Below are 12933 nucleotides of genomic sequence, written 5' to 3'. Positions count from 1 at the left end.
CGAAAAGTGTACGAATTGCATTAGTATACGACGTGCACTTTTTTGAATCCACCCGTTCGCGTCGTGCGCGAGGAGTCCTGGATGAAGTTCGTCATCGCCACCTACGGTACCGAAGGCGACACGCGCCCGCTCGCGGCGCTCGGCCGCGCGCTGCTGAATGCGGGTCATGAAGTCCGGTTGCTGGCCGACGCGGCGACGCTCGGCGCGGCTGCCGCGCTCGGCGTGCCGTGCGCGCCGTTGTCCGGCGATATCCGCGCGGCGATCGCGCCGGACGGCGCGTTGTCGGACGCGGTGCGCGGGCGCGGCGGTTTCACCGACACGTCGAAGGCGCTCGCGGCGATCGCGAATGCGAATACCGCGGCATGGATGCGCGAGATCGCGGACGCGTCGGCCGGTTGCGATGCGATCCTCGTGTCGGGGCTCGCGTCGTTCGTCGGGCTGTCGGTGGCCGAGTATCGCGGCGTGCCGGCGATCGGCACGGGGATGATCCCGATCACGCCGACCGCCGCCTTCGCGTCGCCGTTCCTGCCGCCCGGCAAGCTGCCGCGCTGGCTGAATCGCGCGAGCCACCGGTTCGTGAACGCGCTGCTTTGGCGCGCGTTCCGCGACGCGACCAACGCGGCGCGCGCCAGCGTGTGCGCGCTGCCGCCGCGCCGGCGCGTGTGGACCGATCATCCGATGCTGTACGGCGTGTCGCCGGCGTTGCTGTCCGATCCGGCCGACTGGCCGTCGAACGCGCTGGCATGCGGTCAGTGGCGCATCGTCGCATCGGCATGGACGCCGCCGCCTGCGCTGTCGCGCTTTCTCGCAGCGGGCGAGCCGCCCGTGTATATCGGTTTCGGCAGCATGGCCGGGTTCGATCGGGTCGCGATGGCCGACGCGCTGGTGCAGGCGCTCGACGGCCGGCGCGCACTGTTCTATCCGGGCTGGAGCGGCATCGATGCGTCGATGCTGCCCGCGCACGTGTGCGTGATCGGCGACACGCCACACGACCGGTTGTTTGCGCATGTCGCGATGGCGATCCATCACGGCGGCTCGGGCACCACGCATTCGGCCGCGCGGGCGGGGATCCCGTCGGTCGTCGTGCCGTTCGCGGGCGATCAGTTCTTCTGGGCCGACCGGCTCCGGCGGCTCGGCGTTGCGGACGCGCCGGTAGCGGGCCGTCGCGTGAACGGCGCCGCGCTGGCCCGCGCGATCGCGTTCGCGGCGCGTGCTGACACGCAAGCGCGTGCCGCCGAACTGGGGGCGCGAATCGCGCGAGAGGACGGGGTGCGGCAGGCGGTCGACGCAATCGAGCGCCGGTCGCGCCGCGGCACGCGCTGAACGCGCCACGCGTACGTCAGAACGGCGTGCGTCAGGCGGTCGACGCGATCGCGCGCCGGGTGCGCCGCCGCACGTGTTGAACGCGCTGAACGCGCGAGCCGTGCATCAGAAATGCCCGGTGAACCGGTAGCGGCTGCCCGGGTGCCACAGATTCGCGACCGCCGCGACCATCCCCTGCGACCACGTGCGCCGATGCAGCAGCAGGCACGGCTCGCGTTCGTCCATCGCCAGATGGCGGCGCGTTTGCCCGTCGGGCATCGCGGCCTCGATCCGGTATTCGACGCGCTGCAGCGGTGCGACACGCGTCAGGTACTGGTTCGGCGTCGTCGTCGTGAAGTCCTGCAACGCGTATTCGGGCGCGCAGGCCGGATTGACCCAGCGCTCTTCGAGCTGCACGGGCGTGTCGTTCTCGAAGTGCAGCACGCGCGAATGGAAGATCGGGCTGCCCGTGTCGAGCTGCAGTTCGTCAGCGAGCTTCGCGTCGGCGACGGCCGCACCGACCTCCAGCACCTGCGCGCGATACGCATGGCCGCGCGCGGCCACTTCATCCGAGATGCTGCGGATCGCGACCAGCGTCGATTCGTATTTCGGCGACGCGACATACGTGCCCGAGCCGCGCGTGCGCGTGAGCACCTGCTCGGCGGTCAGCTCGCGCAGCGCGCGGTTGACCGTCATCCGCGCGACGTTGAATTCGCGCGCGAGTTCGTTCTCCGACGGCACCTGGTCGCCTTCCGCCCACTCGCCCGCATGAATGCGCGCGAGGATGAAATCCTTGATTTCCTGATAGATCGGTGTGGTCATTGCATTGCTGTTCAAGAGACGGCGGCCGCGTGCCGTCGCAGCGCGGCCTTCGCGCGGTGTCCGGGCGGAGTGTACCGGGTTCGACGCCGCGCGGGCCCGCTTGCGGACCCGTGATCCGGGTTATTCCGGCCTTCGTCGGAGCGGCAATCTGCAGCGCCGCGCGCCGGCACGGATCGCGGCCGGCGACCGCCCGCATGCGGCAAACGCAAAAGTATAGACAAATGCGTGGCCGCCGACCGCACACGGAGATCCCACAGAAAGCTCTATTTCAGCCGAACGTAATCCGTATCAAATTGAAATATAAGGGAAATTCGCTCACGGAAACAATCCGCCGACAATTAGAGATAAACACGGATTGCTGGCAGCGGGACTGAAAAGGCAAAGTTGTATGTACAACTTGAGGTATCGCCAGACGGGCGGCATCCGGTTGGAAGGGTTCGCGGCGGCGCCGCCCGACGGGACCCGTGCCCAGTTCGCCTATGACAGGAACGCCATGAAGAAACTCGCGCTCAGTATTGCCCTTGCCTGCATCGCGGTCGGTGCCCACGCGAAGGATTGGTCGACGATCCGGTTCGGTGTCGACGCCAGCTATCCGCCGTTCGAATCGAAGGACGCGAGCGGCAAGGTCGTCGGCTTCGACGTCGATCTCGGCAACGAGATCTGCGCGCGCCTGAAGGCGAAATGCGTGTGGATCGAGAACGACTTCGACGGGATGATCCCGGCGCTGAAGGCGAAGAAGTTCGACGGCGTGCTGTCGTCGATGTCGATGACGCCGGCGCGCGCCGAGCAGATCGCGTTCTCCGACAAGCTGTTCAACACGCCGACGCGCCTCGTCGCGAAGAAGGGCTCGCACCTGCAGCCGACGGCCGAATCGCTGAAGGGCAAATCGGTGGGCGTCGAGCAGGGCACGATCCAGGAAACCTACGCGAAGGCGTACTGGGCGCCGAAGGGTGTGCAGGTCGTGCCTTACCAGAACCAGGACGGCGTGTACCAGGACCTGATGTCCGGCCGCCTCGACGCCGCGCTGCAGGACGCAGTGCAGGCCGACCTCGGCTTCCTGAAGACGCCGCGCGGCGCGAACTTCGAGTTCGCCGGCAACAACCTCGACGATCCGAAGACGCTCGGCAACGGCGCCGGCATCGGGCTGCGCAAGGACGACGCCGACCTGAAGGCGAAGATCGACCACGCGATCGCCGACATCATCAAGGACGGCACGTACAAGAAGCTCGAGAAGAAGTACTTCGCATTCGACGTGTACGGCGGCTGACCGCCGTCGCGGCGCGCGTCGATTGCGGCACGCGCCGCGGCCGCGGCCGTTGCCGGATGCCGCCCGCTTCGCGCGATGCGGGCGGCTTGATGAGCAGGCTGCATCACGTAGTGCGCAGAACTCGTTTGATGCGCGCTTAATGGCTATTGACAATCCAGCCACATCGTTCTGGATCCCTTATATGATTTTCCAAGGATTTGGCCCGCTGCTGTGGGCCGGTACGGTCGAGACCGTGAAGCTCGCGGTGCTGTCGCTCGCCGCGTCGCTGATACTGGGCCTCGCGGGCGCGGCGGCGAAACTGTCGGCCAATCGCATGCTGAAGTCGGTCGGCACGTTCTATACGACGCTGATCCGCGCGGTGCCCGACCTGGTGCTGATGCTGCTGCTGTTCTACGGGATCCAGATCCTGCTGAACGACGTGACCGACCTGCTCGGCTGGGACCAGATCGACATCGACCCGTTCGTCGCCGGCGTCGTGACGCTCGGCTTCATCTACGGCGCGTACTTCACCGAGACGTTTCGCGGCGCGTTCCTCGCGGTGCCGCGCGGCCAGCTCGAAGCGGGCTTCGCATACGGGATGAGCGGCTGGCGCGTGTTCCACCGGATCCTGTTCCCGCAGATGATGCGCTTCGCGCTCCCGGGCATCGGCAACAACTGGCAGGTGCTCGTGAAGGCGACCGCGCTCGTGTCGATCATCGGCCTCGCGGATGTCGTGAAGGCGTCGCAGGATGCCGGCAAGAGCACGCTCGATTTCTTCTTCTTCACGCTCGCGGCCGGTGCGATCTACCTCGCGATCACGACGGTGTCGAACGTCGTGCTGCACCACCTCGAGAAGCGTTATTCCGTCGGCGTCCGGAGGCTTGCACTGTGATCGAACTCGTCAGCCAGTACTGGCAAAACTATCTGTATACCGACGGCTACCGCTTCAGCGGCCTCGCGATCACGCTGTGGCTGCTGGTCGTGTCGATCGCGCTCGGCTTCGCGCTGGCCGTGCCGCTCGCGATCGCGCGCGCGTCGTCGAACCGCTGGATCTCCGGCCCGGTGTGGCTCTATACGTACGTGTTCCGCGGCACGCCGCTCTACGTGCAGCTGCTGATGTGCTACACCGGCATCTACAGCCTGCAGGTCGTGCACAACCACGTGCTGCTCGACACGTTCTTCCGCAACGCGATGAACTGCACGCTGCTCGCGTTCGTGCTGAACGAATGCGCGTATGCGACCGAGATCTTCGCGGGCGCGATCAAGGCGACGTCGGCGGGCGAGATCGAGGCCGGGATGGCGTACGGGATGTCGCGCTTCAAGCTCTACACGCGCATCATCCTGCCGTCGGCGCTGCGCCGCTCGCTGCCGAGCTACAGCAACGAAGTGATCCTGATGCTGCACGCGACGACGCTCGCGTTCACCGCGACCGTCCCCGACATCCTGAAGGTCACGCGCGACGTGAACTCCGCGACGTACATGTCGTTCCAGGCGTACGGCATCGCGGCCGTGCTGTATGCCGTCGTCGTGTTCGCGCTGATCTGGGCGTTCCGCAAGCTCGAGACGCGCTGGCTCGCGTACCTCTCGCCGCGCGGCCACTAATGCATTCGCACGATTCGCAAGGAAAGACCAAGCATGTACAAGCTCACCGTTGACAACCTGCACAAGAAGTTCGGCGACAACGAGGTGTTGAAGGGCGTGTCGATGAAGGCGAAGGCCGGCGACGTGATCAGCATCATCGGCTCGAGCGGCTCCGGCAAGAGCACGTTCCTGCGCTGCATCAACTTCCTCGAGCAGCCGTGTTCGGGGCAGATCACGATCGGCACCGAGCCGATCCAGACCGCGCGCGACCGCAACGGCTCGCTGCGCGTAGCCGACCAGAAGCAGCTGCAGCGCATGCGCACGAAGTTGTCGATGGTGTTCCAGCATTTCAATTTGTGGTCGCACATGACGGTGCTCGAGAACGTGATCGAGGCGCCGATGGCCGTGCTCGGGATCGGCAAGGACGAGGCCGTTGCGCGTGCACGCAAGTATCTGGAGAAGGTCGGTCTCGCGCCGCGCGTCGAAGGGATGTATCCGTCGCACCTGTCGGGCGGCCAGCAGCAGCGCGTGGCGATCGCGCGTGCGCTCGCGATGGAGCCCGAGGTGATGCTGTTCGACGAGCCGACGTCGGCGCTCGATCCGGAACTCGTCGGCGAAGTGCTGAAAGTGATGCAGCAGCTCGCCGAGGAAGGCCGCACGATGGTCGTCGTCACGCACGAGATGGGCTTCGCGCGCAACGTGTCGAATCACGTGATCTTCCTGCACCAGGGGAGGATCGAGGAAGAGGGCGATCCGCAGCAGATTCTCGTCAACCCGAAGAGCGAACGGCTCGGGCAGTTCCTGTCGGGGCGATTGAAGTAAGTCGCACGCAGGATGCGCGGCCGCGTGCCGCGGACGCGCGCGCTCGATGCGCATGTCCGGCACGCGATGGCGGTCCGTCTCCTTCCAGCTTTGCTTGCCGGCGCGATGGTCATCGCGCCGTTTTTTATTCCGCCGCGCGCGCGTGTTCGCCGGTTGCATTCGCGCCGCATCCTGTCGAATGCTCGACCCGCGCGGGATTGGATGAAAGCATCGAAAGCTTGTGCGCACTCAACTGTCAGCTTCGCCGCCGTTACGCGGCTCGATGTCAAAGATCGTCAATTCCGCGCGAACGCGGTACACGCAGATCCGCTCGCCCGCGTTAAGCAGGTATCAGCCGAATGATCGGCTGACCTATCCGGGAGCGTCTCATGAACCGCATCGCGAAGATCCTGACGGCCGGCGCACTCGCCTGTGCCGTTCTCGTACCGGCCCTTGCCGAAGCGCACTCGCACCGCGTGTGCCATTTCGATCACCACCACCATCGCGTGTGCCGCTGGGTGCGGTAAGCATCGCGTTCCCCGGGATGCCCGGGCGCATTTTCATCATTCAGGCAATCAGGAGAGGACCATGAAAAAGACGATGTTGATCGCCGCGCTCGCAGCCGGCATGGGGCTGTCGGCCGGTGCGTTCGCACAGGTTCCGGCGAGCGCGCCGGCGGGCACGACCGGTCTGTGCAAGGATGGCTCGTTCTATTCGGGTGCGTCGAAGAAGGGCGCATGCGCGGGCCACAAGGGCGTGAAGACCTGGTACGGCGCGTCGGCTGCCGCGGCGGCGAGCGCACCGGCCGCCGCGCCGGCAACGGCGTCGTCGGCGCCCGCCGCATCCGGCACCGCTCCCGCGAAGAGCGCGCCGGCGACGGCCGCCGCGCCGGGCGGCGGCGCGGGCAAGGTGTGGGTCAACGACAGCACGAAGGTGTATCACTGCTCGACCGACAAGTACTACGGCAAGACGAAGCACGGCAGCTACATGTCGGAAGCCGATGCGAAGGCGAAGGGCTTCCATCCGTCGCACGGCAAGGCCTGCTCGTAAGCCGGCCGCGCGAGCGCCGCTCGCGCATCGCTCGTCAACCGCTAGTCGGACATCGCGCCCCGCCGTTTCGGCGGGGCGTTTTTCATTTCGCTGCCGGCGCGTGCGCCCGCGCCGTCGCGCATCTCCGTTCGATCCCGCTGCATGCGCGCGCGTTGAAACGAATTTCTCGAAAGTGCCGGACCGCGCGCAAACGTTTTACGTTGGTTTTCGCGGGAAACGAGCATGAATTTGCTAAAGGATGCGCGCGCCGCTGACGTTAAACGGGCACGGGGACGACTGTCGAATCGCATGCATCCGACATGCGACGTGCAGTCCGCAACAACCAGCGCAGAAGGGGAACCATCTTGAATCGTCAGCAATCGTGGACGCGTACGGCCGCGCCCGGAGAGATCATCTACTCGGAGGGCTTCGCCGGTGAGCCCGTCATCTTTCTGATCGCTGACGGCAAGGTCGAGTTGTCGACCCGCTGCGACGACAAGCGCGTCGTCGTCGCGACACTCGGGCGCGGCGAATTCTTCGGCGAATCCGCGCTGCTCGCAGCCGAACCGCGCGCGCATACGGCGAAGGCGCTGTCGTTCTGCCAGCTCACGGTCGTGCCGGCCGCGATGCTCGACGAGGAAATCGCGCACGTGTCCGCGCTGCTGCGCCATATCGTGCGCACGATGATCCGGCGCGTGAAGCGCAAGGACGACCAGCTCGCGACCTATACGCATGCGGATTTCATGCCGGGCGTGCTGTCGTATGCGCACGTGCTGTCGCTGATGGCGGGCGCCGACCCGCGCGGCTCGGACGACGCGTGGTCGCGCCGGCCGATGCAGGCGCACGCGGCGGAGACGGCGGTGCCGCTCGCGGACGTGATCCGCCGCTGCCGCGCGATCGCCGGTCATTCGCGCCCGCACGTGCTCGCGATGCTGCGCCGGATGGAAAAGCTCAATCTCGTCACGATCGAAGCCGCGCAGGCCGACCATGCCGGCGGTTCGGCCGATCATGGAGCGTCGGCCGATGCGCGCCAGGTCGTCACGTTCGACGCCGCGCGCGTGGTCGATCGCGCGCAGCAGGTTGCCGATCACGATCTCGACGTATCGATCAACAGCGAGCTCGAGCTGATCGAGCTGGCCGATCTCGAAGCGCTGATCGGTGTCGACCGGAAGCTGCTGCTCAACAAGCTGTCGCACGGCGAGATCGCGGACGAGGTGTTCGCGTTCCGCAAGTCGAAGGTGCTCGGCTATGTCGAGCAGAAGGGCGTCGCGTATTTTTCGCGGCGCAGCCCGCGCGCCGGCGGCGACGTGCGCGCGCTCGAGGACCTCGTGTGGGTCGACCAGCGCACGCTGTTCGACGTGATCAGCGCGTTCGACACGTACGATCTCGCGAAGCTGATCGCGAGCCTCGACGATCGCGCGGTGGCCGACAAGCTGTTCTCCGTGATGACGGAAGCGCGGCGCAACGAGGTGTCGTGGGTGATGCGCCGCGAACTGAAGCTCGATCCGGTCGAGGTCGAGGCGATCGAGCGGCGCGTGCTGGACGCCGTGCGCGCGGCCAAGGCGCCGGCGGCCGTCGTGCCGCTGGCTTCGTCCGACGCATGACGCACGAACGACGGAGACGCATATGGACCTGTTGACCCTGGTTGGCGTGGTATTCGGCGGCGCGGCGATCGTGTTCGGCTTCGCGCTCGAAGGCGGGCATTTCTCGACGCTGTTCCAGTTCGAGGCGCTCGTGATCGTGCTCGGCGGCACGCTCGGCGCGGTGATGATCCAGAACACGTGGGCGCGCTTCCTCGACGCGGTGAAGCAGCTGCGGCTCGCGTTCGTGCGCGCGCAGGAAGTCGATCGCAAGCACCTGACCGACCTGCTCGAATGGGGCGATCGCGCGAAGCTCGACGGGTTGCTCGCATTCGAATCGATGGACGTGACCGGCATTCATCCGTTCGCGCGGCGCGGGCTGGAACTGCTCGCGAACGGCGTGTCGACCGCCGTGCTCGAGGATGCGCTGCATCGCGACCTGGACGCATACGAGCGCAGCCGGCTCGCCGCGGCGCGCGTGTGGCAGCAGGCCGGCGGCTATGCGCCGACGTTCGGCATTCTCGGCTCGGTGCTCGGGCTCGTGCAAGTGACGAGCCATATCCTCGAACCGGCGCAGCTCGGGCCGGGCATCGCGGTCGCGTTCATCGCGACGCTCTACGGCCTCGCGTTCGCGAACCTCGTGTTTCTGCCGCTGTACGGCAAGCTGCGCGCGCAGATCGACAGCGAGCTGCGTTTTCGCAAGCTGTATCTCGACGGCCTGCTTGCGATCTCGCGCAAGGAATCGCCGCACACGATCGAAACGCGCTTGACCGGCGACGTGCGCGGCCGCGCGGCCGAGTCGCTCGCATGATGCGCGGGGAGCTTGGACATGACGGCTCGCACTGATGCGGCGCGCGCGGGCTCGGCTGGCGCCGAGCGCGACGACGATGAAGCCGAGGGCACGCAAGCGGGGCGCTGGCTGATTTCGTACGCGGACCTCATCACGACGCTGATGGTGCTGTTTCTCGCGCTGTACGTGCTGCAGCTCGCGAAATACAACGCGCTCGATGCGCGCTATCGGACGCTCGCGCGGCACGACGACGGCGCGGCAAGCGCAACGGCCGCTGCTGCCGCGCTGCCCGGGCCCGCGCCCGCCTGGCTCTCATCGCTCGATGTGCTGAAGACGAACGGCCGCATTTCGCTCGTGCGCGCGCCGCACGGGATCGAGATCGGCATCGATGCGAAGGTGCTGTTCAACGTCGGCGATGCGCGGCTGCTGCCGGAGGCGGCGCCGGTGCTCGCCCGGATCGCACGCGCGCTCGGCGAGCACGCGACCGGCGACATCCTCGTCGAAGGGCATACCGACAGCGTGCCGATCGCGAACGCGAAATACGAATCGAACTGGGAGCTGTCGTCCGCGCGCGCGGGCAGCGTCGTGCGCTTCCTGGCCGAGCGTGGCGTCGCGCCGCACCGGCTCGCGGCGATCGGCCGGGCCGATACGCAGCCGCTCGTCGCGGGCGACGATGCGGCCGCACGCGCACGCAACCGGCGCGTGACGATCTTCGTCGCATACTGATGCGCGCATCGCGCGGCCGCCGGCGCGCTGCGCGACGCTCGTTGGTCAACGACATAACGGATCCCGCATGGCGACTATGCGACGCGGGCGATGCGGTTTCGCGCGCCGCGTGCCGATAACCCAAGCTGGCTCAGACCGAGCGGTTATCGAGGATTCCCCATGCACTTCTGGCGCAAGCTGTCCATTCAGAACAAGCTGATTCTCAGCATGACGAGCTGCCTGCTCGTGTTCGTCGCGATTTCGAGCGGGCTCAGCGTGCGCCTGATCGGTCAGGCGGTGCGCGAGCGCGTCGTGCGCGAAGAGCTGCCGACCGCCGTGAACGGCATTCGCGCCGACGTGCAGCGGCAGATGGCCGGGCCGATCGCCGCGTCGCGCATCCTCGCGCGCGATGCGTTCCTGCTGCAGTGGGAAGCCGACGGCGAGCCCGACGCCGGCACGCGCAACTGGATCCAGCTCGCGAAGAACGTGAAGGATGAACAGAAGGCCGCGTCGGTGCAGTGGGCGTCGGTCAGGAGCGGCAACTACTACAACGAGGGCGGCCTGCAGCGCAAGGTCACCGACAAGGACCAGTGGCTGACGAGCTTTCTCGCGTCGGGCAAGGCTTACGACGTGAACATGGATCGCGAAGTCACGCTCGGCGGCTACATGATGTTCATCAACAGCCGCGTGGAGCTCGACGGCGCACCGGTCGGCGCGGCCAGCATGAGCCTGTCCGTCGATGCGCTCGCGAAGGGCATCGCCGCGTACCGGATCGGCGACACCGGGTTCGCATACCTCGTGCGGCCGGACGGCGCGATCATGATGCATCGCGATACGTCGCTGATCGACGGCAAGCATTTTCTGAAGGACACGCCGGGCCTGCCGGGCGACGCAGCGTCGACGCTGCTCGCCGGCAAGCCGTATGCGTACCTCGACTACGACGGCGACGGCGGCGCGCGTTTCATCGCGACGTCGTTCATTCCGGAGCTGAATGCGTACGTGGTCGTCGAAGTGCCGCAAGCGGAACTGCTCGGCCCGGTCACGCGCGCGATCCGCAGCGCGGCGCTGGTCGCCGCGGTCGTCGGGCTCGGCGTCGCGCTCGTCGTGATCTGGCTGGTCGGGCGCGCGATTGCCGCGCCGATCCGGCGCGCGGCCACGCTGCTGTCGGAGATCGCGAGCGGCCAGGGCGACCTGACGCGCCGGATGACGGTCGAGAGCCAGGACGAGATCGGCCAGCTGTCGGATGCGTTCAACCGCTTCGTGTCGTCGCTGTCGACGCTCGTGCACCGGATCCGCGCGGCCTCCGCGTCGATTGCAACCGGGTCCGCGCAGATCGCGTCGGGCAATGCGGACTTGAGCGAGCGGACCGAAGGGCAGTCGAGCAATCTCGAACGCACGGCGTCGTCGATGGAGGAAATCACGGCAGTCGTGCGCAACAACACCGAAACCGCGACGACGGCCGCGCAACTGATCACCGGCGCATCGGACACCGCGATGCGCGGCGGGCAGGTGGTGGGCGAAGTCGTGACCACGATGGAGCAGATCAGCGACGCGTCGCAGCGGATCTCCGAGATCATCGTGATGATCGACAGCATCTCGTTCCAGACCAACATTCTCGCGCTGAACGCGGCGGTGGAAGCCGCGCGCGCCGGCGAGCAAGGCCGCGGGTTTGCGGTCGTCGCGTCGGAGGTGCGCAATCTCGCGCAGCGCAGCGCGCAGGCGGCAAAGGAAATCAAGGCGCTGATCGAGCACAGCGCGGGCACGGTGAACACCGGCTCGCGGCTCGTCAGCGAGGCCGGCAAGGTGATCAGCGATGTCGTGTCGCAGGTGCAGGGCGTCAGCGCGATGATGAGCGAGATCGCGGAGGCGAGCCTCGAGCAGAGCGCCGGCATCGACCAGATCGGCGACGCGGTGCAGTCGCTCGACCAGATGACGCAGCAGAACGCGGCGCTCGTCGAGGAAAGCGCGGCGGCCGCGGAGAGCCTGAAGCAGCAGGCGGCCGAGCTGACACGGCTGGTATCGGCGTTCAAGGTCGACGCGTGACGCACGCGCGACGTTAGAATGCAGCGTCTCCGGGTGACGGCGGTCGTGGACTCACGGCAGCCGTTCCGGCTATCGGCGCGGGATTCGATAACGTCATAACAATGAAGCGCATTTCAACACTGAAGATCGGGGCAGGGGCGGTGGCGGTCGCGGCGGTGCTCGCGGCGCTCGTCGCGAAGGGGATCGCATCGCCGGCGGATGCATATCTCGCCTATCGCCACAAGGCCGCGGCCGCGCTGGCGGCGGCCCGCACCGAGGACCAGGCGGCCCTCGACAAGCAATACACCGCCGACGTGAACGCGCGGCTCGCGAAGCTGATCGGCCCGGTCAGGGCGAAAGGGTTTGCCGCGAACGCGGAGGGCACGGTGCGCAGCGTCGGCGCAGTCGACGGGATGCCGGCGGGCCCGGACGGGTTGTCGTTCACGGCGGACGGCGGCAAGACGCATCTCGTCGTGACGACGGTTCCGCTGCTGAAAGCGTGGGCGAGTACGGCCGACGCGGGCGTCAAGCCGGCCGACGACGTCGCCGCGATTCTCGACAATGAAACGCTTTATACGCACGTGTTCGGCGACGATGCTGCGGCGTTCCGCTTCGCCGAACTGCCCGTCAAGCGGCAGCCGACGGATGGCGTGGCGAAGGCGTGGCTGCTCGGCGAAAGCCAGGACGGCGTGCCGGACGGCCCGGACACGCTGGCCGTGTCGATCCGGCAGCGAGAGCGGGTCTATATCCTGTGGAAGAGCGTGACGCTTCGGCCGATTGCCGCGTGCAGCGCGGCCAAAGTGCCCGACGGCGCGCGTCAGGCCTGTTTTGCGACGCAGGTGGTTTCCCAACGGATGTACCCGCGACTGATCGCGCAGGCGCAATCGCTGGCCGACACCGTGGTCCGCTAGCGGCGGCCGCGTCCGCAGCACGCAGGCCGCGCCATTGCATCGTGCAATCGTGCAACCGAGCGCGCCGACCGAGGTGCGCGAGCGTTCAAGCAGGACGAACGACGGGCGGCGACGCAATGGCGCCCCCACCCGGTTGCCGCGGCC

14 protein-coding genes are annotated in these 12933 nt (G+C 67.2%); 13 read left to right on the top strand and 1 reads right to left on the bottom strand.

The genetic code is table 11. The features are described from left to right. Positions 1 to 81: 81 nt before the first annotated feature. Positions 82 to 1323 carry a glycosyltransferase gene (locus Q3A80_RS04005; protein WP_446327767.1) on the top strand — a complete coding sequence of 414 codons (1242 nt, stop codon included), beginning with the start codon at positions 82 to 84 and terminating at the stop codon, positions 1321 to 1323. Positions 1324 to 1428: 105 nt separating this feature from the next. Here the strand turns inward: Q3A80_RS04005 and hutC are convergent, their stop codons facing one another. Further along, a complete protein-coding gene (gene hutC / locus Q3A80_RS04000) occupies positions 1429 to 2124 on the bottom strand; it encodes a histidine utilization repressor (RefSeq protein WP_446327766.1) in 696 nt (231 codons plus the stop codon). A 493-nt stretch (positions 2125 to 2617) separates the two neighbouring features. Between hutC and Q3A80_RS03995 the strand changes: the two genes are divergently transcribed. From Q3A80_RS03995 to Q3A80_RS03940, 12 genes are all read left to right on the top strand, one after another. Beyond that, positions 2618 to 3391 (top strand): ABC transporter substrate-binding protein, encoded by a 774-nt coding sequence (locus Q3A80_RS03995; protein ID WP_446327765.1) that lies wholly within the window; start codon positions 2618 to 2620, stop codon positions 3389 to 3391. Between the two features lie 181 nt (positions 3392 to 3572). After that, positions 3573 to 4262: an ABC transporter permease gene (locus Q3A80_RS03990; protein ID WP_446327764.1), complete on the top strand. Its 690-nt coding sequence runs from the start codon at positions 3573 to 3575 to the stop codon at positions 4260 to 4262. Continuing rightward, positions 4259 to 4972: an ABC transporter permease gene (locus Q3A80_RS03985; RefSeq protein ID WP_446327763.1), complete on the top strand. Its 714-nt coding sequence runs from the start codon at positions 4259 to 4261 to the stop codon at positions 4970 to 4972. Before Q3A80_RS03990 ends, Q3A80_RS03985 begins: the two co-directional genes overlap by 4 nt. Positions 4973 to 5005: 33 nt before the next feature. Then, positions 5006 to 5773, top strand: a complete 768-nt coding sequence (locus Q3A80_RS03980) for an ABC transporter ATP-binding protein (RefSeq protein WP_446327762.1) — start codon at positions 5006 to 5008, stop codon at positions 5771 to 5773. A gap of 12 nt (positions 5774 to 5785) precedes the next feature. Continuing rightward, positions 5786 to 6115: a hypothetical protein gene (locus Q3A80_RS03975; protein WP_446327761.1), complete on the top strand. Its 330-nt coding sequence runs from the start codon at positions 5786 to 5788 to the stop codon at positions 6113 to 6115. A gap of 26 nt (positions 6116 to 6141) precedes the next feature. Continuing rightward, on the top strand, positions 6142 to 6279 hold the full coding sequence (locus Q3A80_RS03970; protein WP_446327760.1) for an HHHH-motif protein: 138 nt from the start codon (positions 6142 to 6144) through the stop codon (positions 6277 to 6279). 61 nt (positions 6280 to 6340) lie between these two features. Then, a complete protein-coding gene (locus Q3A80_RS03965; RefSeq protein ID WP_446327759.1) occupies positions 6341 to 6802 on the top strand; it encodes a DUF3761 domain-containing protein in 462 nt (153 codons plus the stop codon). Positions 6803 to 7146: 344 nt separating this feature from the next. Beyond that, on the top strand, positions 7147 to 8385 hold the full coding sequence (locus Q3A80_RS03960) for a Crp/Fnr family transcriptional regulator (protein WP_446327758.1): 1239 nt from the start codon (positions 7147 to 7149) through the stop codon (positions 8383 to 8385). Positions 8386 to 8407: 22 nt separating this feature from the next. After that, positions 8408 to 9172 carry a flagellar motor protein gene (locus Q3A80_RS03955; protein WP_446327757.1) on the top strand — a complete coding sequence of 255 codons (765 nt, stop codon included), beginning with the start codon at positions 8408 to 8410 and terminating at the stop codon, positions 9170 to 9172. 18 nt (positions 9173 to 9190) lie between these two features. Next, positions 9191 to 9877 carry an OmpA/MotB family protein gene (locus Q3A80_RS03950; protein ID WP_446327756.1) on the top strand — a complete coding sequence of 229 codons (687 nt, stop codon included), beginning with the start codon at positions 9191 to 9193 and terminating at the stop codon, positions 9875 to 9877. 159 nt (positions 9878 to 10036) lie between these two features. After that, positions 10037 to 11899, top strand: coding sequence for a methyl-accepting chemotaxis protein (locus tag Q3A80_RS03945; RefSeq protein ID WP_446327755.1), 1863 nt, complete (start codon positions 10037 to 10039; stop codon positions 11897 to 11899). Positions 11900 to 12000: 101 nt separating this feature from the next. Then, entirely contained in the window at positions 12001 to 12789 is a 789-nt protein-coding gene (locus tag Q3A80_RS03940) for a hypothetical protein (protein WP_446327754.1), read from the top strand. Positions 12790 to 12933: the final 144 nt, after the last annotated feature.

The sequence above is a fragment of the Burkholderia sp. SR8 genome, assembly GCF_052851275.1.
This window is presented reverse-complemented; position numbering and strand designations above follow the sequence as displayed.